General features: G+C 70.1%; 16 protein-coding genes. 6 read left to right on the top strand and 10 right to left on the bottom strand.

What is annotated here, in order from left to right:
• Nucleotides 1–68: 68 nt before the first annotated feature.
• Both ACZ4RZ_RS23455 and ACZ4RZ_RS23450 read right to left on the bottom strand, forming a co-directional pair.
• Nucleotides 69–1,163 carry a metallophosphoesterase gene (locus ACZ4RZ_RS23455; protein ID WP_467747224.1) on the bottom strand — a complete coding sequence of 365 codons (1,095 nt, stop codon included), beginning with the start codon at nucleotides 1,161–1,163 and terminating at the stop codon, nucleotides 69–71.
• A 202-nt stretch (nucleotides 1,164–1,365) separates the two neighbouring features.
• Nucleotides 1,366–2,478: a LacI family DNA-binding transcriptional regulator gene (locus ACZ4RZ_RS23450; RefSeq protein WP_467747222.1), complete on the bottom strand. Its 1,113-nt coding sequence runs from the start codon at nucleotides 2,476–2,478 to the stop codon at nucleotides 1,366–1,368.
• 499 nt (nucleotides 2,479–2,977) lie between these two features.
• Between ACZ4RZ_RS23450 and hisC the strand changes: the two genes are divergently transcribed.
• Nucleotides 2,978–4,057 (top strand): histidinol-phosphate transaminase, encoded by a 1,080-nt coding sequence (gene hisC / locus ACZ4RZ_RS23445; protein ID WP_467747220.1) that lies wholly within the window; start codon nucleotides 2,978–2,980, stop codon nucleotides 4,055–4,057.
• A gap of 80 nt (nucleotides 4,058–4,137) precedes the next feature.
• Here the strand turns inward: hisC and ACZ4RZ_RS23440 are convergent, their stop codons facing one another.
• On the bottom strand, nucleotides 4,138–4,539 hold the full coding sequence (locus ACZ4RZ_RS23440; protein WP_467747219.1) for a cyclophilin-like fold protein: 402 nt from the start codon (nucleotides 4,537–4,539) through the stop codon (nucleotides 4,138–4,140).
• 250 nt (nucleotides 4,540–4,789) lie between these two features.
• On the opposite strand from ACZ4RZ_RS23440, the gene ACZ4RZ_RS23435 reads away from it, so the two are divergent.
• The 5 genes from ACZ4RZ_RS23435 to ACZ4RZ_RS23415 all read left to right on the top strand — a co-directional run bounded on the left by ACZ4RZ_RS23435 (nucleotide 4,790) and on the right by ACZ4RZ_RS23415 (nucleotide 14,000).
• Complete coding sequence (locus ACZ4RZ_RS23435; protein ID WP_467747217.1) at nucleotides 4,790–6,298, top strand: cytochrome ubiquinol oxidase subunit I; 1,509 nt, start codon at nucleotides 4,790–4,792, stop codon at nucleotides 6,296–6,298.
• Nucleotides 6,299–6,318: 20 nt separating this feature from the next.
• Nucleotides 6,319–7,326, top strand: a complete 1,008-nt coding sequence (gene cydB, locus ACZ4RZ_RS23430; protein ID WP_467747215.1) for a cytochrome d ubiquinol oxidase subunit II — start codon at nucleotides 6,319–6,321, stop codon at nucleotides 7,324–7,326.
• Nucleotides 7,327–7,442: 116 nt separating this feature from the next.
• Nucleotides 7,443–10,940 (top strand): thiol reductant ABC exporter subunit CydD, encoded by a 3,498-nt coding sequence (gene cydD, locus ACZ4RZ_RS23425; protein ID WP_467747213.1) that lies wholly within the window; start codon nucleotides 7,443–7,445, stop codon nucleotides 10,938–10,940.
• Nucleotides 10,941–10,982: 42 nt separating this feature from the next.
• Nucleotides 10,983–12,701 carry a sensor histidine kinase gene (locus tag ACZ4RZ_RS23420; RefSeq protein ID WP_467747212.1) on the top strand — a complete coding sequence of 573 codons (1,719 nt, stop codon included), beginning with the start codon at nucleotides 10,983–10,985 and terminating at the stop codon, nucleotides 12,699–12,701.
• Between the two features lie 228 nt (nucleotides 12,702–12,929).
• Nucleotides 12,930–14,000, top strand: a complete 1,071-nt coding sequence (locus ACZ4RZ_RS23415) for a M23 family metallopeptidase (RefSeq protein WP_467747210.1) — start codon at nucleotides 12,930–12,932, stop codon at nucleotides 13,998–14,000.
• A 17-nt stretch (nucleotides 14,001–14,017) separates the two neighbouring features.
• Here ACZ4RZ_RS23415 and ACZ4RZ_RS23410 read toward each other — a convergent pair whose 3' ends face one another.
• The 7 genes from ACZ4RZ_RS23410 to ACZ4RZ_RS23380 form a co-directional block, all read right to left on the bottom strand.
• Nucleotides 14,018–14,905 carry an HAD-IIB family hydrolase gene (locus ACZ4RZ_RS23410; RefSeq protein WP_467747209.1) on the bottom strand — a complete coding sequence of 296 codons (888 nt, stop codon included), beginning with the start codon at nucleotides 14,903–14,905 and terminating at the stop codon, nucleotides 14,018–14,020.
• A gap of 181 nt (nucleotides 14,906–15,086) precedes the next feature.
• Nucleotides 15,087–15,989, bottom strand: a complete 903-nt coding sequence (locus tag ACZ4RZ_RS23405) for an LLM class flavin-dependent oxidoreductase (protein ID WP_467747207.1) — start codon at nucleotides 15,987–15,989, stop codon at nucleotides 15,087–15,089.
• An 89-nt stretch (nucleotides 15,990–16,078) separates the two neighbouring features.
• Nucleotides 16,079–16,627 carry an RNA 2'-phosphotransferase gene (locus tag ACZ4RZ_RS23400; protein WP_467747403.1) on the bottom strand — a complete coding sequence of 183 codons (549 nt, stop codon included), beginning with the start codon at nucleotides 16,625–16,627 and terminating at the stop codon, nucleotides 16,079–16,081.
• A 134-nt stretch (nucleotides 16,628–16,761) separates the two neighbouring features.
• Nucleotides 16,762–17,736: a MerR family transcriptional regulator gene (locus tag ACZ4RZ_RS23395; protein ID WP_467747206.1), complete on the bottom strand. Its 975-nt coding sequence runs from the start codon at nucleotides 17,734–17,736 to the stop codon at nucleotides 16,762–16,764.
• A gap of 2 nt (nucleotides 17,737–17,738) precedes the next feature.
• Nucleotides 17,739–17,921 carry a hypothetical protein gene (locus ACZ4RZ_RS23390; protein WP_467747204.1) on the bottom strand — a complete coding sequence of 61 codons (183 nt, stop codon included), beginning with the start codon at nucleotides 17,919–17,921 and terminating at the stop codon, nucleotides 17,739–17,741.
• The gene (locus tag ACZ4RZ_RS23385) at nucleotides 17,918–19,678 is read right to left on the bottom strand and encodes an SDR family oxidoreductase (RefSeq protein ID WP_467747202.1); all 1,761 of its coding nucleotides are present in this window, start codon (nucleotides 19,676–19,678) and stop codon (nucleotides 17,918–17,920) included. Before ACZ4RZ_RS23385 ends, ACZ4RZ_RS23390 begins: the two co-directional genes overlap by 4 nt.
• A complete protein-coding gene (locus tag ACZ4RZ_RS23380; RefSeq protein ID WP_467747201.1) occupies nucleotides 19,675–20,517 on the bottom strand; it encodes a M24 family metallopeptidase in 843 nt (280 codons plus the stop codon). Before ACZ4RZ_RS23380 ends, ACZ4RZ_RS23385 begins: the two co-directional genes overlap by 4 nt.
• Between the last annotated feature and the right edge of the window lie 206 nt (nucleotides 20,518–20,723).

Here is a 20,723-nt window from a genome sequence, read left to right as displayed (position 1 = left end):
AGGGGGTTTCCAGAAATTGCCCCCTGGCCAGCGCAGTCCTCCTGCGGGGACGCCTGCCCGGTGAACGCTCAGCTATCCAGGGGCAATTGCTGGACCAGTAGCTTTCCGGCCATGGTCACGCCGCCGTCCATGGCGATGGCCAACCCGTCGGCGTACAGATGCGGTCCCTCGACCACCGGGCCCGCGCCGTCCTCGCCGTCCTCCGAGCCGACCTCACCCAGGAGGTACGGGATGGGGCTGTGACCATGGACGATGCGCGTGCCGCCGTACGCTCCCAGCAGTTCGCGGACGGCCTCGGCGCCCCCGTCGTCGCGGAAGGCGAAGCGCTTGGTGAACTTGCGGAAGAGGTCCCAGCACTCGTCCGCGTCGTTGCGGGTGAGCGTCTCGCGGACGGTGTCGTTGACCGCTTCGATGGAGTCGCCGTAGTCGAGGTAGGCCGTGGTGTCGGAGTGGACCAGGAGGTGTCCGTCGACCTGCTCCATGGCGTCGAGGCGGGCCATCCACTGCAAGTGGTGGTCCTGGAGACGGTCCATGTCGGTCTTCTGGCCGCCGTTGAGCAGCCAGGCCGCCTGGAAGGTGGCGGTGCCCGCCCCGGAGTTGACGGGGGTGTCGCCGAACCGCTTGGCGCCGAGCAGGAGCAGCTCGTGGTTGCCCATGAGCGCCTTGCAGTAGCCGCCGGCCGCGGCCGCCTCGGCGGACAGCCGCATCACGAGGTCGATCACGCCGATGCCGTCCGGGCCGCGGTCGGTGAAGTCGCCGAGGAACCACAGGCGCGCGGTCCCGGCGGACCAGTTGCCCGCGGCGTCGATGAGGCCCTGCTCCCGGAGCGCGGCGACCAGCTGGTCGAGATAGCCGTGCACGTCACCGACGACGTACAGCGGACCGGACCCATCGGTCGCCTGCGGGGCGGCCACGGCGGCGGGGTCAACAGCGACCTGAAGCGTGTCACCCCGGTTGATGACGGGCAGATCGCGCCGGGTGGGGGTGTACGCCTCCGAGTGGTCCGCCGGGTGGGCACGGGACTCCTCGGCGGGCCTGGTGCTCCCACCGGGGGGCGTGCTCTGCGCGTACGGACCGGTCTCGTGGACGTACGCGGGCACCCGGAAGTCGCGCAACGTCGCCGTCCGCACCGCCTCGGGTCCCTGACCGGCCCCCTGAGTCATCGACCCCTCCACCACCATCGCGCCGCATCTGCACCGGATCGGACTGCCTGGTCGCAGCGGCCCGCGGTGTCGTCCGCCCATCATAGGAATGCGGATCGCGCCATGTGATGACCCAGGGGTGGTGAATCGGAGTAGGAGCCCAGTTCACCGCGGTTTTCGCCCGAATTGGGCGGGGCTTTCCCCGCCCTTTCTGCACCGGGCGTCAACCCTCCTCGTGTGATCGGGGCGGACTGACTGTCGTACGGGGCGGACGGCGCTCGGAGGACGTCCGCACGATCAGCTCCGTCGGTATCACCTGCTCGACCGGTTGGTCCGATTCGACCCCCTCGATGGCATCGATGAGGAGCTGGACCACCGCCGTGCCGATCCGGCGCGGTTTGAGGGAGAGCGTCGTGATGGGCGGCTCGGTGTTGGCGTAGACGGTGGACTCGCTGCAGCAGACCAGCAGCAGGTCGTCCGGTACGCGCAGGCCGTAGCGCCGGGCCGCGGCGAGCAGGTCGGTGCCGTTCGGGTCGAAGAGGCCGTAGACGGCGTCAGGGCGGTCGGGCCGGGCGAGGAGCCGGTCGGCGGCGACGGCTCCCGCGCACGGATCGTGCGCGGGGTAGGCCTCGTACACCGCATCCTGGCCCACGCGCTCGCACCAGCGCAGGTATGCGGTGGTGGAGAGGTGGGTGTACGTGTCGGTGGTGGTTCCGGTGAGGAGGCCGATCCGGCGGGCGCCGGCCTCGGCCAGGTGGTCGAGGATGCCAAGGACCGCGGCCTCGTGGTCGTTGTCCACCCAGGCGGTGACCGGGAGCGAGCCGGCCGGGCGGCCGTCGGAGACGACCGGTAATCCCTGCCGGACCAGCTCACTGACGACCGGGTCCTGGTCGGACGGGTCGATGACCACGGTTCCGTCCAGGGCGACGTTCGACCACACGTCGTGGCGGGAGGTCGCGGGGAGGATGACCAGGGCGTAGCCCCGGGCGAGCGCGGCCGAGGTGGCGGCTCTGGCCATCTCCGCGAAGTACGCGAACTCCGTGAAGGTGAAAGGCTCATCCCCGTACGTCGTCACGGTCAGGCCGATGAGGCCCGACTTGCCGGTACGGAGGGTTCGGGCCGCGGCCGACGGGCGATAGCCCAGCCGGTCGGCGACCTCGCGGACGTGGCGTCGGGTGGCCTCCGGGAGCCGGCCCTTGCCGTTGAGGGCATCGGACACAGTCGTGATGGAGACCCCTGCGGCCGCAGCCACGTCTCTGATACCCGCTCGGCCCGGTCGACCGCCTCGGCGGGAGGTCTCCGCCCGGCTCACCTGGTGCTTCCCTGCTGCTGTCATGGCGAGCCGATAGTAGGGCTCATGCGGTGGGGTAGTGCGGACGCATATGCACTCGTTGACAGGCACGTTTCTGCATGGTCGAAGGTAGTCAACTTCCTTTGAAATAAAGGTAGTTGAAGGATTCTACGGTAGTACGTGACTTGTCGGCACGCATGGGCCTGCCAAGTGGGCCATGTTTCGAAGAGGTCTCAACTCACCTTTACGGGGGATGCGCGCCACGGAGTGAGCCACCGGCGCGTGCGCGGCCGGATGGCGCGCCCCCCCGATTCGTACGCCTTCGTACGAGGATGACCGGCGGGCGTTACGAGGATCACCGCCGGGGCGTACGAGGATCACCGCCGGGCCACGCGTGAGTGATCGCCGGGGCGCGGCCGGCAGTGGCCCGGTTGCCGTTCGGTTGTCCACAGGCCATTCGCAGCGGCGCCGAATCCTCATAAGGTGAGAAGCATTGGTAGCCGGTGGTGGTGATGAGCCGGTGGTGGTCACGAGGAGGACTGCGGTGAGCGAGACGAACCCCAAGCTGCGTGCCGAGCTGGCGGGTATCCCCACCTACAAGCCCGGCAAGCCCGCCGCGGCCGACGGTCCGGTGGCGTACAAGTTGTCCTCCAACGAGAACCCGTACCCGCCGCTGCCCGGTGTGATCGAGAGTGTGACCGCCGCGACCGGGTCCTTCAACCGCTACCCGGACATGGCGTGCACCGGGCTGATGAGCGAGCTGTCGGACCGTTTCGGCGTCCCCCTCTCGCACCTGGCGACCGGCACCGGCTCGGTCGGGGTTGCCCAGCAACTGCTGCAGGCCACGAGCGGCCCCGGCGACGAGGTCATCTACGCCTGGCGGTCCTTCGAGGCGTACCCGATCATCACGCAGATCAGCGGGGCGACCTCGGTGAAGGTGCCGCTGACGCAGGGCGAGGTGCACGACCTGGACGCGATGGCGGACGCGATCACCGACCGGACCCGGCTGATCTTCGTCTGCAACCCCAACAACCCGACCGGCACCGTGGTGCGCCGGGCCGAGCTCGAGCGGTTCCTCGACCGGGTGCCCAGCGATGTGCTGGTCGTGCTGGACGAGGCCTACCGCGAGTTCATCCGCGACGTCGAGGTGCCGGACGGCGTGGCGATCTACCGCGACCGGCCCAACGTCTGCGTGCTGCGCACCTTCTCCAAGGCGTACGGGCTGGCCGGCCTCCGGGTCGGCTTCGCGATCGCCCATGAGCCGGTCGCCGCGGCGCTGCGCAAGACGGCGGTCCCCTTCGGCGTGAGCCAGCTGGCCCAGGACGCCGCGGTGGCGAGCCTGCGCGCCGAGGACGAACTGCTCGGCAGGGTCGGCTCGCTGGTCTGCGAGCGCCAGCGCGTGGTCGAGGCGCTGCACGGGCAGGGCTGGACGGTGCCCGAGACGCAGGCCAACTTCGTGTGGCTGCGACTGGGGGAGCGCACGCTCGACTTCGCCGCGCACTGTGAACAGGCCGGTGTCGTCGTACGCCCCTTCGCCGGCGAGGGCGTCCGAGTGACGATCGGCGAGACCGAGGCGAACGACATCTTCCTGAAGGCGACGGAGACGTTCCGCAAAGAGCTCTAGTCCCGCCCCGGGTGCGAGTGCTGCGCGTAGGGAGCTCCAGGGCTTGTCCCGCGTCTCCGACATGACCCGCCGGACAGGTCCTAGTCCTCGACGAGTTCTACGCGTACGGGGTCGCCGTCCCGCGCCGTGACCAGTTGGCGCGGGTCCCCGTCAAGGTGGCCGAGGACGTTGCACGGGCTTGCGAGGCGGCACTCTCCCCCAAACTCCGTTCGGGGGGACCCCCAGCCTCGCGAGATCGGGGTGGGGCCGTAGGGGAGCGCGAGGGCGTCGCCGTCGGTCCAGAAGGCCACTGTGCCGGGCTCGACGACCTGTTGGGCGCTCTCCTCGCGGGCGACGCAGACGCCGGTGTCGAAGTAGACCTCCTCGCCCCAGGTGCGGGCGGTGGAGGTGAGTGGCAGTGCCTTGGCGAGGGCCCGGGCGGTCGGGGTGTCGTCAAGTGTCGCGGTGAGGTGCCCCGCGGGCCAGGAGATCCGTATCTGCATGGCGCGGATTCAACAATATGTTGAAGTTCTTGCCAAGGGGTTCGACCGGGCCGCTTGTGAACGTGATCGCGCTCGCGACCCCGCCCGCCACGCTTAGGTACCCCCCGCCCGTCAACCCTCGAACGGCCATGCGTCATAATTGCTTGTGAATGTGAACGCGTTCACAAACGTGTCCCGGTTGCTCCCTTGATGTACGTGACAAAGGGGGCAGACTGCCGCTGTACCACGGCGACGTAAGGAGACTGACGACGTGGAATTGGCTTTGGCGCCGGAGACTCTGGCGCGATGGCAGTTCGGCATCACCACCGTCTACCACTTCCTCTTCGTCCCCCTGACGATCTCGCTCGCCGGGCTGACCGCCGGCCTGCAGACGGCCTGGGTACGCACGGAGAAGGAGAAGTACCTCAGGGCCACCAAGTTCTGGGGCAAGCTCTTCCTGATCAACATCGCGATGGGCGTGGTCACCGGCATCGTGCAGGAGTTCCAGTTCGGCATGAACTGGTCCGACTACTCGCGATTCGTCGGTGACATCTTCGGTGCCCCGCTCGCCTTCGAGGCCCTGATCGCCTTCTTCTTCGAATCCACCTTCATCGGTCTGTGGATCTTCGGCTGGGACAAACTGCCCAAGAAGATCCATCTGGCCTGCATCTGGATGGTCTCGATCGGCACGATCCTGTCGGCGTACTTCATCCTCGCGGCCAACTCATGGATGCAGCACCCCGTCGGCTACAAGATCAATAAGGCGAGGGGGCGTGCCGAACTCACCGACTTCTGGCACGTGCTGACTCAGAACACCGCGCTCGCCCAGGCGTTCCACACGCTCACGGCGTCCTTCCTGACAGGCGGCGCCTTCATGGTCGGCATCGCCGCCTTCCATCTGTTCCGCAAGAAGCACGTCTCGGTGATGAAGACCTCACTGCGGCTCGGTCTGGTCACCGTCGCCATTGCCGGACTGCTCACCGCGATCAGCGGTGACACCCTCGGCAAGGTCATGTTCAAGCAGCAGCCGATGAAGATGGCCGCCGCGGAGGCGCTGTGGGACGGCCAGGACTCGGCGCCGTTCTCGGTCTTCGCGTACGGCGATGTCAGCAAGGGACACAACACCGTCGAGCTGTCCATCCCGGGGATACTGTCGTTCCTCGCCGACGATGACTTCAGCTCGTACGTCCCTGGCATCAACGACACCAACAAGGCCGAACAGGAGAAGTACGGTCCCGGCGACTACCGGCCCATCATCCCGGTCACCTTCTGGGCGTTCCGCTGGATGATCGGCTTCGGGATGGCGTCCTTCGCCATCGGCCTGGCCGGACTCTGGCTGACCCGCAAGAAGTTCATGCTGCCGCAGCACTTGAGGGTCGGCGACGACGAGGTGCCGCATCTCGTGCTCTTCAAGAACAAGGCGCTCGGCACGACGCTCACCAAGTGGTCCTGGCGCATCGCGATCTGGACCCTGGGCTTCCCTCTGATCGCCAACTCCTGGGGCTGGATCTTCACCGAGATGGGCCGCCAGCCGTGGGCCGTCTACGGCGTGCTGCAGACCCGGCACGCGGTCTCCCCCGGCGTCTCGCAGGGTGAGGTCCTCACGTCGATGATCGTCTTCACGTCGCTCTACGCGATCCTCGCCGTCATCGAGGTGAAGCTGCTCGTGAAGTACGTCAAGGCCGGACCGCCAGAGCTCACCGAGGCCGACCTCAACCCGCCCACCAGGATCGGCGGCGACTCCCGTGACGCCGACAAGCCGATGGCCTTCTCCTACTAGGCCCAGGGAGCTGCTGAGTCATGGAACTTCACGACGTCTGGTTCGTGCTCATCGCGGTCCTCTGGACCGGCTACTTCTTCCTGGAGGGCTTCGACTTCGGCGTCGGCATCCTCACCAAGATGCTGGCCCGGGACCGCATGGAGAAGCGGGTGCTGATCAACACGATCGGTCCCGTCTGGGACGGCAACGAGGTGTGGCTGCTCACGGCGGGCGGTGCGACCTTCGCCGCTTTCCCCGAGTGGTACGCCACGCTCTTCTCCGGCTTCTATCTGCCACTGCTGATCATCCTGGTCTGCCTGATCGTGCGCGGTGTCGCTTTCGAGTACCGGGCGAAGCGGCCCGAGGAGAACTGGCAGCGCAACTGGGAGACCGCGATCTTCTGGACTTCGCTGATCCCGGCGTTCCTGTGGGGTGTGGCCTTCGGCAACATCGTGCGCGGAGTGAAGATCGACCAGAACTTCGAGTACGTGGGCAACTTCTGGGACCTGCTCAACCCGTACGCGCTCCTCGGCGGTCTGGTCACGCTGACGCTGTTCACCTTCCATGGGACGGTGTTCGTCGGGCTCAAGACCGTCGGGGACATCCGGGAGCGGGCGCGGAAGCTGGCGCTGCAACTCGGGCTGGCGACAGCCGTGCTGGCGCTGATCTTCCTGCTCTGGACCCAGGTCGAGAACGGCGATGGCACGTCGCTGGTCGCGCTGGTCGTCGCCGTGGTCGCGCTGGTCGCGGCGCTCGTGGCGGTCGGCGGCGGCCGTGAGGGCTGGGCGTTCGCGCTGTCGGGCCTCACCATCGTGGCTGCCGTCGCGATGCTCTTCCTGACGCTCTTCCCGAACGTCATGCCGTCCTCGCTCAACGACGACTGGAGCCTGACGGTCACCAACGCGTCGTCGAGCCCATACACCCTGAAGATCATGACTTGGTGCGCGGGGATCGCCACGCCGATCGTCCTGCTCTACCAGTCGTGGACGTACTGGGTGTTCCGCAAGCGGATCGGTACGCATCACATCGCCCCGGATGTGGCGCACTGAGTCCGCAGGGCTGAAGGGCGTGTTGCGCACGGAGGTCCGCTGAATCACAGGGCATGTTTCACGTGAAACGGTCGTTTCACGTGAAACACGCCGGATGAGCCAAGGGTGTGTTTCACGTGAAACCGATCGATCCGCGTCTGCTTCGGTACGCCCGCGCCACTCGCCTTTTTCTCGCGGCCGTCGTTGGCCTGGGGGCTGCTGGAGCGGCCCTGGTCATTGCTCAGGCGATGCTCATCGCCGAAGTGGTGGTCGGCGCCTTCCAGCACGGTCTCTCAGCCGGTGAGCTCCGCACGCCGCTGGTGCTGTTGGCAGTGGTCGCCATCGGGCGTGCGATCGTCTCCTGGCTCACCGAACTCGCCGCGCACCGGGCGAGCGCGGCGGTCAAGTCGGAGTTGCGGGGGCGTCTGCTGGAGCGGGCTGCGCTGCTCGGCCCCGGGTGGCTGAGCGGGCAGCGGACGGGATCGCTGGTGTCCCTCGCCACGCGGGGCATTGACGCACTCGACGACTACTTCTCGCGCTATCTGCCGCAGCTGGGGCTCGCGGTGGTGGTTCCGGTGGCCGTCCTCGCCCGGATCGTCACCGAGGACTGGGTGTCGGCGGCGATCATCGTCGGCACGCTGCCGTTGATCCCGCTCTTCATGATTCTGATCGGCTGGGCCACGCGGACCCAGATGGACCATCAGTGGCGGCTGCTGTCCCGCCTTTCGGGGCACTTCCTGGATGTCGTCGCGGGACTTCCCACGCTCAAGGTATTCGGCCGGGCCAAGGCGCAGGCCGAGTCGATCCGGAAGATCACCGGCGAGTACCGGCAGGCGACCATGCGGACGCTGCGGATCGCTTTCCTGTCGTCCTTCGCGCTGGAGCTGCTCGCCACCATCTCGGTCGCGCTGGTCGCGGTGACCATCGGGATGCGGCTCGTGCACGGCGAGATGGATCTGTACGTGGGGCTCGTCATCCTCGTCCTCGCGCCTGAGGCGTATCTGCCGCTGCGGCAGGTGGGGGCGCAGTACCACGCCGCCGCCGAAGGGCTCGCGGCGGCCGAGGAGATCTTCTCGGTGCTGGAAGCCCCGGTGCCCGCCTCGGGCTCGCTGCACGTGCCGGTGGAGGAGATCGGTTTCGAGGGGGTGAGCGTGCGGTACCCCGGGCGCTCCAGCAACGCCGTCTCCGACGTCTCCTTCGCCGTCGAGCCCGGTGAGACGGTGGCTCTGGTCGGGCCGAGCGGCGTGGGCAAGTCGACGCTGCTGAACGTTCTGCTGGGGTTTGTGGAGCCCGCCACGGGTCGGGTGCGGGTCGGGGGAGTCGATCTCGCCGAGGCCGATCTGGCGGAGTGGCGCTCACGGGTGGCCTGGGTGCCGCAGAGGCCCCATCTCTACGCCGGGTCCATCGCCGAGAACGTACGGCTGGCGCGGCCCGACGCGGACGACGCGGCGCTGCGGCGGGCGCTCGTCGACGCGGGTGCGGCCGGCTTCGTCGACGCGCTGCCCGACGGGGTCGCCACGGTCCTCGGCGAGGACGGCGCCGGGCTGTCGGCAGGCCAGCGCCAACGCCTCGCTCTCGCCCGGGCGTTCCTCGCGGACCGGCCCGTGCTGCTTCTCGACGAGCCGACGGCCTCGTTGGACGGAGCGACGGAGGTGGAGGTCGTGGAGGCGGTGCGACGGCTCGCCGTGGGGCGGACGGTGCTGCTGGTGGTGCACCGGCCGGCGTTGCTCGGAGTGGCGGACCGGGTGGTGCGACTGGAGCCCGGGGCACCCGTCGAGGCGTCCGGCCCCGCGGAATCCGGCCCCGCCCAGCCGCTCCGGCCGGTCGAGCCGGAAAGCGTGCCCCGGACCGAGGGCGACGAGCCTCCTCCGGCTCCGCGGCAGCGCGGCGGCGTGCTCGCCCGAGTCCGGGCCATGGCCGCTCCCCGGCGCGGGCCGCTCGCGCTCGCTCTGCTCCTCGGCAGTCTCGCGCTCGGCAGTGCCGTCGGGCTGATGGCCACCTCCGGGTGGCTCATCTCGCGGGCGTCCCAGCAGCCACCCGTGCTGTATCTGATGGTGGCTGTCACGGCCACACGGGCATTCGGGATCGGCCGGGCCGTCTTCCGGTACGCGGAGCGGCTCGTGTCGCACGACGCGGTGCTGCGGATGCTGGCCGACACCCGGGTCGCCGTGTACCGGCGCCTCGAACGCCTCGCGCCCGCGGGGCTGCGGACGACCCGGCGCGGCGATCTGCTGTCGCGGCTCGTCGCCGACGTGGACGCTATGCAGGACTACTGGCTGCGCTGGCTGCTGCCCGCGGGTGCCGCGATCGTGGTGTCCGCCGCCTCCGTAGGCTTCACCGCCTGGCTGCTGCCCGAGGCCGGTGCCGCACTCGCCGTCGGACTGCTGGCGGCCGGGGTCGGCGTCCCGCTCGTCACCGGCGCCGTGGCGCGCCGCGCCGAGCGGCGGCTGGCTCCCGCGCGCGGCGTTCTCGCGACCCGCGTGACCGACCTGCTCACGGGAACCGCCGAATTGACCGTCGCGGGCGCGCTGCCCGCCCGTACTGCCGAGACACGGCAGGCCGACACGGTGCTCACCCGCATCGCCTCCCGGGCCGCCACCGCGACCGCGCTCGGCGACGGACTCACGGCACTCGCGTCCGGGCTGACCGTCGCGGCCACCGCTCTCGTGGGCGCCCAGGCGGTCGCCGCGGGACGGCTGGGCGGCGTGGCGATGGCCGTCGTGGTTCTCACCCCGCTGGCCGCGTTCGAGGCCGTCATGGGGCTGCCGCTCGCCGTCCAGTACCGGCAGCGGGTGCGCAAGAGCGCGGAGCGCGTGTACGAGGTGCTGGACGCCCCCGATCCCGTACGCGAACCGGAGCATCCGCAGCCGGCCCCCGCGTCGCCGTTCCCGCTGTGCGTGCGAGGGCTCCGGGCCCGCCACACCGGACAGGACCGGGACGCGCTCGCCGGGCTCGACCTGACCCTCGAGCAGGGCCGCAGGATCGCCGTCGTCGGCGCCTCGGGGTCCGGCAAGACCACGCTCGCGCAGGTACTGCTGCGATTCCTGGACGCGGGTGCCGGGGGGTACACGCTGGGCGGTGTGGACGCGTACGCGATGGACCCAGACGTCGTACGCCGCATGGTCGGGCTCTGTGCCCAGGACGCCCACCTCTTCGACAGCACGGTCCGCGAGAACCTGCTGCTGGCCCGGAAGGAGGCGACCGAGGCCGAACTGCGCGACGCGCTCGCGCGGGCCCGGCTCCTCGACTGGGCGGACGGGCTGCCCGACGGGCTCGACACACTGATCGGGGAGCACGGGGCCCGACTGTCCGGCGGCCAGCGCCAGCGGCTCGCCCTGGCCCGGGCGCTGCTCGCCGACTTCCCCGTCCTCGTCCTCGACGAGCCCGCGGAACACCTGGACCTGCCGACGGCCGACGCGCTCACCGCGGATCTGCTGGTCGCGACCGAGGGCCGTACGACGTTGCTGATCACGCACCGGCTGGCTGGGCTCGACGCGGTGGACGAGGTGATCGTGCTCGCGGATGGGCGCGTGGTCCAGCGAGGTCGGTACGCGGAGCTGGCGGCTGTCGCGGGTCCGCTGCGGGAGATGGTGGAGCGGGAGGCCGCGGGGGATCTGCTGGTCCAGGCCGCATAACCCTGACTTTCCCTTGCAAATAGGACTAACTACGCTCGAGGCATGTCAGTAGCTCCCGCCTCGCCCGACCCGGACGGCGGCCCGGACGCGGCGACTCGGGCGCCACAGCGCTTGCAGGGGCTGTCCACCGAGGTGACCGCGCGGGTGCCGCAGCTGCTGGAGGCGCTGCGGTCGGTCGGGTCGGGTCTGGAGCTGCATTCCACGCTGGACCGGATCTGCGAGACGGCGGCCGAGCTGGCGGACGCGCGGTACGCGGCCATCGGGGTCGTGGCGGAGGACGGCGAGGGCATCGCGGATCTGGTCTGCTACGGGGTCGACGAGGGGACCGCCCGGCTGATCGGACGGCTGCTCGACGGACACACGGGGCTGCTCGGGGCGCTCATCCACGATCCGGAGCCGGTGCGGCTCGCGAACGTGGCCGACGATCCGCGCTCCTGCGGGTTCCCCGAGCACCATCCGCCGATGCGGAGCTTCCTCGGCGTTCCGATCCGGGTGCACGGGGAGATCTTCGGGAATCTGTACCTGAGCGAGAAGCGCGGTGGCGGCCCGTTCAACGACGACGACCTCAACATGGTCCGGGTGCTGGCCGCGGAGGCGGGCATCGCCATCGGCAACGCCCGCCTGTACGAGGCCGCCCACCAGCGTGAGCGCTGGATCGACGGCTCGGTGGCCGTCACGACGGCGATCTTGTCGGGCAGCGACGTCGAGGACGCCCTCCAGGTCGTCGCCGAACAGGCCCGTCGGCTCTCCGGCTCCGCGGCCGGGATCGTGCTGCTCCCGGCGGAGGAGGGCGGCCTGGAGATCGTCGCCGTCGCCTCGGAGCGCCGGTCGAAGGCGCTCGGCCTCGTCATTCCGCCGGAGAGCGAGATCGTCGCCGAACTCCTCGACGGGGAGCCGGTGTTCGTCCAGGACGCGACCACCGACGCGCGCATGCTCCCCGCTCTCGCCCGCGATTACGGGCCGGTCATGATGCTGCCGCTGCAGAGCGACGGCCGGCTGCTCGGGGCCCTCGTCACACCGCGCGCTCAAGGAGAGCGCCCGTTCACGGAGACCGAACGCACCCTGGCCGCGCAGTTCGCCTCCCAGGCCGCGCTCGCGCTGATGATGGCCGAGGCCCAGCGGGACCGGGAGCGGCTCGCGGTGTACGAGGACCGCGACCGGATCGCCCGTGACCTGCACGACCTCGTCATCCAGCGGCTGTTCGCGACGGGGATGCTGCTGGAGAGCGCGCAGCGGCGGTCGCTCGTGCCCGATGTTCAGGAGGGCGTCGGCAAGGCGGTCGACGAACTCGACGTCACCATCCAGGAGATCCGCACCGCCATCTTCGCCCTCCGCCAGGGCCCCGCCGAAGTGCCGTCAGGGCTGCGTACCCGCGTGCTGCGCGAGATCAACATGGCCGCCGTACCCCTCGGCTTCAAGCCGGGCCACCGCTTCATCGGGCCCATCGACACGGTGGTCGGCGAACTCACCGCCAAGAACCTCATCGCCGCCCTGCGCGAGGCCCTCTCCAATGCCTTCCGGCACTCCGGGGCCTCTCGCATCGACGTCGTCGTCGACGCGACCGTCCAACTGCGGGACGGGCGGCAATCCGTACGGCTCACCGTCGCCGACGACGGCGTCGGCATCCCCGCCGACGGCCGACGCAGCGGTCTGCGGAACCTCAAGCGGCGCGCCGAGTCGCTGGGCGGCGACAGCTGGTACGGGCCGGGGATCGGCGACGACGGCAGCGGCGCGACGGTGGTGTGGCAGGCGCCCCACTGAGCCTCCCGGGTCCCCATGGATCGCGGGCCCTCGTTCCCCCCAGGTCCCCCTTTGTATCCCGGGCTCCTCGTTTCCCCTGGGTCCCCTTCGTCCCCCGAGCGCCATGGCCAACGCACCGGGGCCAGGCACCTGTTCGGCCCAGCCGGGTGAGCCATTCGTGGCGACCGGTCCCCCAGGCGTGCGACGGGGACAAGACCGCGCCCGACTGCGCGGGACACGATCGCTGCCATGCGCTCATTCCCCCGCCGTCCGCTGCTCGTGTCGGCGCTGCTGTGCGCGCTCGCGGTTCTCGCGGCCTGGCCCACGGCGGCCGACGGCGATGGCGAGGACCCCGGCATCAGCGCCCGGGTGGTGCGGCTGTACGGGGACGTCTCCGTGGCGAGGCGGCAGTACGAGGCGGGACGGCGGGAGGCCGAGGCGTGGCGGACCAAGGCGCGGCGGGCCGAGCGCCTCCTCGCGCGTGAGCGGCGTGAGGTCGCCGCACGGCATGATGACCTGGGCCGGATCGCGCGAGAACAGTACCGGCAGGGCGGCGGCCTCCCGTACACCGCGCAGATTCTGATCGCGGGCGGTCCTGATGACCTGATGCGCGGTCAGCGCGCCGTGTGGCGGGCGGATCTCGCCGTCAGCAATGCCGTGACCAAGAGCCGTCGCGCGGAAGCCCGGCTCGCCGCCGACAAGGCGAAGGCCCGGTCCGAGTGGCAGGCGGTGGAGCAGCGGAACGGTGAACTCGCCGAGATGAAGCGGATCCTCCGGGCGAAGCTCGAACAGGCACGGTCGACGCTCCAGAGCCAGGCGGACGCCTCGGTGGCGGCGGGCTCCTGCCGTGGCGCCGTCCGCCTGGATCAGCCGAAGAAGGAGTCCACGCGCGCGTGGGTCGCGCCGGTGCGGACGTACGCACTCTCCGCGGGCTTCGGCAGCACCGGCGAGCACTGGGCGAGCCGGCACACCGGGCAGGACTTCGCGGTGCCCATCGGCACGCCGGTCCGCGCCGTCGGGGCGGGCCGGGTGGTGCATGTCTCCTGCGGCGGCGCGTTCGGCATCGAGATCGTGATCCAGCACCCCGGCGGCCACTTCACGCAGTACGCGCACCTCGCCGCCGTCACCGTGGACCAGGGCGAGCGAGTGTCGATCGGGCAGTGGATCGGGCAGTCCGGTACGAGCGGCAACTCGACCGGTCCGCATCTGCACTTCGAGGTGCGGGTCACGCCGGAGCCGGGGTCGGCCATCGACCCTGTGCCATGGCTCGCGGAGCACGGGGTGGACGTCCAGCGCTCGGCGGGCCGGGGTGCCCGCTGAGCGGCGCGCTCCCGCTCCTACAACCGCTCCGCGAGGATCCGCTCGATCACGACCGCCACCCCGTCGTCGTTGTTGGCGACCGTGCGCCCGGAGGCCGCGGCGATCACCTCGGGGTGGGCGTTGCCCATCGCGTAGGACTGGCCCGCCCACGTGAGCATCTCGACGTCGTTCGGCATGTCACCGAAGGCGACGACCTCCTCGTGGGAGATGCCGCGCTCGGCGCAGCACAGCGCGAGGGTGCTGGCCTTGGAGACGCCGGGGCCGCTGATCTCAAGCAGTGCGCTGGGGCTGGAGCGGGTGACGCCGGCCCGTTCGCCGATGGCCAGGCGGGCGACTGTGAGGAAGCCGTCCGGGTCCATCTCGGGGTGGTAGGCGAGCACCTTGAGCACCGGCTGATCGGCGTCCAGGGAATCCTCGGCGAGGAGCTTCTCGGCGGGCGCGACCGTCTCCGGGGGCTCCATGTGCAGCAAGGGGTAGCCCGGTTCGAGGTGGAGGCCGTACGTCCGCTCGACGGCGCACACGGTGCCGGGCGCCGCCGAGCGCAGCAGCTGGATGACGTCGAGCGCGATGTCCGGCGCCAACTCACGGATCTTCACGAAGCGGTGGGCGCCGGGGCCGCCGTGCAGGTCGACCACGGCGGCGCCGTTGCCGCAGATCGCCAGGCCGTGCCCATGGACGTGGTCGCTGACGACGTCCATCCAGCGGGCCGGGCGGCCGGTGACGAAGAAGACCTCGATGCCCGCCTCCTCGGCGGCGGCGAGGGCGGCGATCGTGCGCTCGGACAGCGACTTGTCGTCACGCAACAGGGTGCCGTCGAGATCCGTGGCGATCAGCCGGGGCGGAACGGTGGAGGCCGGGGTCTCGGGCCGTCGAGTCGCTGAGGTCACGCGCCCATTCTCCCGCATATGCGCGCACGGTCGTGCGGCAGTCCGCACACTTGAGTGGTTACCGTCCTCACCAGCACCGTTACGCCCCGTCGAACCAGAGACAGCTGGGCCGGGCTTTCGAGTCAGCCCGGGCCAGACCCTCGGGTCGGCCGGGCTCTCGGGTCAGCCGGGCCGGCTCTCAGGACAGCCGGGCCGGAGCTCAAGGCAGCTGTGCCAGGGCCTCCATCGCGATCCGCTCGAAGACCTTCACGTCGGCCGCGAAGTCCGAGTCGGGGATCGGCCAGTGGATCACGATGTCGGTGAAGCCCAGCTCCGCGTGCCTGCCCGCGAAATCGACGAACGCGTCCAGGGACTCCAGCGGACGGCCGCGGTCCGGGGTGAAGCCGGTGAGCAGGATCTTGTCGAGCTCGTTCGCGTCCCGGCCGATCGCGGCGCAAGCGTCGGCCAACTTGTCGGCCTGCCTGCGAATGGCCTGAATCGACTCGTTGGGGGTGCCCGTTTCGTAGAGCTTCGGGTCGCCGGTCGTCACCCAAGCCTGCCCGTACTGGGCGGCGAGCTTCAGTCCGCGCGGACCGGTGGCGGCCACCGCGAACGGCAGCCGGGGGCGCTGGACACAGCCCGGGATGTTCCGTGCCTCGTGCGCCGAGTAGTAGTCACCGCCGTACGAAACGGAGTCCTCGGTGAGGAGCCGGTCGAGCAGCGGAACGAACTCGCCGAAGCGGTTGGCGCGCTCATGCGGGGTCCACGGGTCCTGGCCGAGCGCCATGGCGTCGAAGCCGGTGCCGCCCGCGCCGATGCCCAGGGTGATCCGGCCGTTCGAGATGTCGTCGAGGGAGATCAGTTCCTTGGCGAGGGTCACCGGATGCCGGAAGTTCGGCGAGGTCACGAGCGTGCCGAGGCGGAGGCGCTCGGTGACGGCGGCCGCGGCGGTCAGCGTCGGGACGGCCCCGAACCACGGGCCGTCGCGGAAGGTCCGCCACGACAGATGGTCGTACGTGAACGCGGTGTGGAAGCCGAGCTGCTCCGCGCGCTGCCAGGCGGAACGCCCACCCTCGTGCCAGCGGACGTACGGCAGGATCACGGTGCTCAGACGCAGACTCATGCATCGAGCGTAAGGGGAATCGCGGAGTGGTCGCGGCCACCGCATGATCACCCGCACTGCCTGTCTGTGATCACCCCACTGCCCGCCTGTCAGTGCCCCGAGGGAAACCGCAGGTACTGCGGGGGCACGGCCTGGGTGAGCCAGACTCCGTTCGCGCTGACGCGAAAGACATGGCCGTCGCGGTGCATGGCGGCGGCGTCCACGGCGAGCACGACCGGCCGGCCGCGGCGGGCGCCGACGCGGGTCGCGGTCTCCCGGTCCGGCGAGAGGTGCACGTCGTGCCGGTTCATGGGCCGCAGGCCCTCGGCGCGAATCGCGTCCAGGTTGCGGGCCACGGTCCCGTGATAGAGGTACGCGGGCGGGGTCGCCGGGGGCAGTCCGAGGTCGACCTCGACGGAGTGGCCCTGGCTGGCGCGGATCCGGCTCCCCTCGATCGCGAAGCGCCGCTTGTCATTGTGGGCCACGACGTGGTCGAGCTCCTCGCGCGTGAACCGGAAGCCGTGCGCGGCCGCCGCGGCCATCAGCGTCTCGATCTCGACCCAGCCGCCCTCGCCGAGCGTGAGCCCGATCCGCTCGGGCTGGTGCCGCAGATGCTTCGAGAGGTACTTCGACACCTTCACGGTGCGTCTTTCATCCATCCGTTCGTTCATCTCTCCAGCGTGCCTGGCGAGAGACGGATCACGCATTTGATTTTGATTCGGAGGTTTGATCCACAGCCAAGTCCTCTTATCCACAGGGGAATTGGCGATTCTGTGGACAACTCACAAGTGTTTTAAGGCGTTTCGTCAACCTTGCTGTTGTTGCTGTGGTTTGAGGTGAGACGGTCCAAGGTACGGGCCTGCACCTCTCGTTCAGCGGCGGCCGTGACGAAGCTCGCCACCTGCTCCGCGCCAACCAGCCGCTCCACAGTCCGCATTGTGTCCAGGGGGATCTCCACAGTGTGCGTCTCGTCGCGGCGCTCCACCGGCTGCCCCGCGGCAAGGTGCTGATGCAGGTACCGCTTGGCGAACAGCCGCATGGCACGGGCCAGTTCGGCGTCCACGGTCTGCTGCGCGAGCGGTCTCAGCCGTCGTACGAGCGAGGCCGCCTCGGCCGCGTCCGCGTCGGTCGGCGGGTGCTCCCCCAGATAACGCGCGAAGACGTGCTCGGTCGTGAACTCCAGGAATCGGGAGGCGATGTGCTCGACCTGGCCCCTCAACTCCCGCAGATGGCCGGAGATCGCGGACAGCGGAACGCCTGCCGCGTGCAACTCGACCGCCACGGCCAGCTCTTGAGGGCTGGGAACGAGGAAGGAGTCCTCGTCGCCGGGAATCGGCTCCAGCACGCCGAGCTCCACGGCGTCGGCCACGGCGGCGTCGTCCGGACTGCCGCCGAACCGCTCGTCGAGCTCGGCACGCGAGATCCGGGCTGCCTCCTCGTCGGTCCACGGCCCGTCGACCTCCGCGACCAGGCCCAGGATCCCGCCGAGGCCCCGACCCGCGTCCCAGGCCTCCAGGAGCTCCTTGATGGAGGCCAGCGTGTAGCCGCGTTCGAGGAGATCGGCGATCTGCCGCAGCCGGGCCAGATGGGCGTCCGCGTACACATTGGCGCGGCCGCGCCGCTCGGGGCGGGGGAGCAGCCCGCGGTCCTGATAGGCGCGGATCGTCCGGACCGTGGCACCGCTGTGGTGTGCCAGGTCCTCGATGCGGTAGGTGACACCGACCGACTCGTCGTTCACGCTTCCTGCCCTCCCGCAGCCGGGCGACATCGCTACGCGATCGCCGCGCGGCCGATCGCCCCCGCTGCAGACCGTGCCGCCGGCGACTGCGCCAGACACTCCACGGCCCTGCGCAGTGAGCCCTCCTGCCAGTCGAAGGACACCCGCCTCGGGGTGATCGCGTAGTGGCCGTCGCCGGCGGAGTCGCCCGTCGAGTCGCTCGGCATCTCGCTCACAGCGGTGGCTCCAATCGCGCGATCGCGCGCAGCGCCTTCGGCGTGAAGCGCGACATGAGGTGGGCGCCCCGCGCCTCCGGGGTGACCGGCACGACCGCCTGGTTGCGGACCACCGCGCGCAGGATCGCGTCGGCCACCTTCTCCGGCGGGTAGTTGCGCAGCCCGTACAGCCGCGCCGACTTCTTCTGGCGCCGCTTCTCCTCCAGGGCGTCGACCCCGGCGAAGCGGGCGGTCGAGGTGATGTTCGTGTTGACGAAGCCGGGGCAGATCGCCGAGACGCCGATGCCCTGCCCCGCCAGTTCCGCGCGCAGGCACTCGCTGAGCATCAGGACGGCCGCCTTGGAGGTGCTGTAGGCGGGCAGCGCCTTCGACGGCTGGTACGCCGCCGCCGACGCGGTGTTGACGATGTGGCCGCCCTGGCCGCGCTCGGCCATCTGCTTCCCGAAGAGCCGGCAGCCGTGGATCACGCCCCACAGATTGACGTCGAGGACCTTTCTCCAGTCCTCGGCGGTCGTGTCGAAGAAGGATCCCGACAGGCCGATCCCGGCGTTGTTCACCAGTACGTCGACCACGCCGTACTCGGTGGCGACCTTCTCGGCGAGCTTCTCCATGGCCTGCTCGTCGGAGACGTCGACCGTCTCGGCCCAGGCTTCGGGGGAGCCGATCAGCCGGGACATCTCCGCCGTGCGGGCCGCGCTCTCGGTGTCCCGGTCCACGGCGATCACGCGTGCGCCGGCCTCGGCGAACGCGAAGGCGGTGGCCCGTCCGATGCCGCTGCCCGCGCCGGTGACCAGTACGAGCTGCCCGCCGAAGCGGTCCGCGTACTTGCCGGTGGCCACGGTGTCCTGCACGGGCACCCCGTCCTCGTTGGCGTGGACGAACTCCGTGATCCAGGCGGCCAGCTGATCCGGGCGCGTGCGCGGAATCCAGTGCTTGGCCGGGAGCGTACGGCGTACCAGCTGCGGGGCCCACTGCTCCAGCTCGTCGTAGAGCCGCTCGGAGAGAAACGCGTCCCCCAGGGGCGTGACGAGCTGCACGGGCGCGTGTGCGTACGCGTCCTCGCGCGGCCGGTTCAGCCGGGCCCGTACGTTGTCGCGGTACAGCCAGGCGCCGTGCGCCGCGTCGGTCGGCAGCGACGGGGTCGGGTAGTCGCCCGAGGGCACCTTCTCGACCCGCTGGAGGATCTTCGGCCACTGCTTGCCGAGGGGGCCGCGCCAGGCCAGCTCGGGCAGGACGGGCGTGTGCAGCAGGTACACGTACCAGGACTTGGCGCCCTGGCCGAGGAGCTGGCCGACCTTGCGCGGGGTCGGCCGCTTCACACGCTGCTTGATCCAGTGCCCGAAGTGGTCCAGGGACGGCCCGGACATCGACGTGAAGGACGCGATCCGGCCCTCGGTGCGCTGGACGGTGACGAACTCCCACGACTGCACCGAACCCCAGTCGTGCCCCACCAGATGCACCGGCCTGTCGGGGCTGACCGCGTCCACGACCGCCAGGAAGTCGTCGGTCAGCTTCTCCAGAGTGAAGCCGCCGCGCAGGGGCTTCGGCGCCGTCGACCTGCCGTGTCCTCGTACGTCGTACAGCACCACATGGAAGCGCTCGGCGAGCCGCGTCGCGACCTCGGACCACACCTCCTTGGAGTCCGGATAGCCGTGCACGAGTACCACCGTGGGCTGCGATTCGTCGCCCAACTCCGCGACGCACAGCTCGACTCCGCCCGTCCGTACCCAGCGCTCGCGCGCGCCCTCGAGACTCACTTGTCCTCCGCCCAGCGCCGCACGTGCGGCAGATCGTCGTCCAGCCAGAACGCGCTCGCTTCAGGGTCCTTGGAGTCGGTGACGACCAGGATCTCCTCGAACTTCGCGCCCGTCCCCCGGAAGCCGAGGTGCGGTTCGACCGCCCACAGCCCCGGCTGGGGCGGATGGTCGGAGAACCTGTACGGCGACCACAGCGGCGACCAGCCGTCGCGGTGCCCGTGGATCGCGTCGCTCGCCAGCCCCTTCAGGGACTGGGTGCCGAACCCGAACAGATGCGGCGACCAGGGGCGCTCCTTCACGCGGTCCACCTTGTGGGCGATCACACCGAAGGGATACGCCCGGTGCCGGTTCGCATAGCCCTGGCGGACCATGAGCCGGTCCACGTCCTCGTAGATCTCGCGCAGCGGCCGCCGCTCGCGCACCTCGCGCAGGATCAGCTCGCGGTGCGCCTCCAGGTCGGCGAGCAGCTTGTCCTGCACGGGGTTCAGCCCGAGCGAGCCCGAGTAACCGATGTCCGCCGTAAAGCCCTTGTGGACCGGGGCCATGTCGAGGATGAACGGCATCCCCGGCTCCAGGCGGCGGTTGGTGGGGAAGAACTGCAACGGGATCCGGAAGTTCACGAACGCCGTGCGGTCCCCGAACCAGGCGAAGGGCAGATGGAACCAGTCCCGCACCCCGCGCTCGCGCAGCCACTCGCGCTGCATGCGTGCCGCCTCGCGCTCGGTCACGCCGGGCTTCAGCTGAGCGGCCACGGCTTCCGCGCATTCGTACGCGAGACGCTGCACCTCCCTGAACCCCCGCAGTTCCGCGGAGAGTTCGCCTGTCACTGCCGTCGTCATGCCACCGCCCTGTGTCCACGCTGACTGCGGTACGTGCTCGTAACTTGACACTGGTGAATGTGACAGTTGTTAGAGGCTGCGTCAATAGACCTGCGGGACGCCTGTGGACAACCGAGCCGATGTGGATACCGACCGCCGGTTGTTCGACCTCAGGGGGACCCCTACGGGCCCGTACGACTGGAGTCTGATGCGGATCCAGCTCCGTG

This window comes from Streptomyces sp. NPDC027189 (assembly GCF_055566975.1).
Note: the sequence above shows the minus strand (reverse complement) of the source record. Positions and strands in the feature narration are given on the sequence as shown.

What these genes read in the sequence shown, in the direction of transcription:
- ACZ4RZ_RS23450 (WP_467747222.1), bottom strand. Translation starts at nt 2,478, where the DNA reads ATGACAGCAGCAGGGAAGCACCAGGTGAGCCGGGCGGAGACCTCCCGC.
- ACZ4RZ_RS23440 (WP_467747219.1), bottom strand. Translation starts at nt 4,539, where the DNA reads ATGCAGATACGGATCTCCTGGCCCGCGGGGCACCTCACCGCGACACTT.
- ACZ4RZ_RS23455 (WP_467747224.1), bottom strand. Translation starts at nt 1,163, where the DNA reads ATGACTCAGGGGGCCGGTCAGGGACCCGAGGCGGTGCGGACGGCGACG.
- ACZ4RZ_RS23415 (WP_467747210.1), top strand. Translation starts at nt 12,930, where the DNA reads ATGCGCTCATTCCCCCGCCGTCCGCTGCTCGTGTCGGCGCTGCTGTGC.
- ACZ4RZ_RS23410 (WP_467747209.1), bottom strand. Translation starts at nt 14,905, where the DNA reads ATGCGGGAGAATGGGCGCGTGACCTCAGCGACTCGACGGCCCGAGACC.
- ACZ4RZ_RS23405 (WP_467747207.1), bottom strand. Translation starts at nt 15,989, where the DNA reads ATGAGTCTGCGTCTGAGCACCGTGATCCTGCCGTACGTCCGCTGGCAC.
- ACZ4RZ_RS23400 (WP_467747403.1), bottom strand. Translation starts at nt 16,627, where the DNA reads ATGGATGAAAGACGCACCGTGAAGGTGTCGAAGTACCTCTCGAAGCAT.
- ACZ4RZ_RS23420 (WP_467747212.1), top strand. Translation starts at nt 10,983, where the DNA reads ATGTCAGTAGCTCCCGCCTCGCCCGACCCGGACGGCGGCCCGGACGCG.
- cydB (WP_467747215.1), top strand. Translation starts at nt 6,319, where the DNA reads ATGGAACTTCACGACGTCTGGTTCGTGCTCATCGCGGTCCTCTGGACC.
- ACZ4RZ_RS23395 (WP_467747206.1), bottom strand. Translation starts at nt 17,736, where the DNA reads ATGTCGCCCGGCTGCGGGAGGGCAGGAAGCGTGAACGACGAGTCGGTC.
- ACZ4RZ_RS23380 (WP_467747201.1), bottom strand. Translation starts at nt 20,517, where the DNA reads ATGACGACGGCAGTGACAGGCGAACTCTCCGCGGAACTGCGGGGGTTC.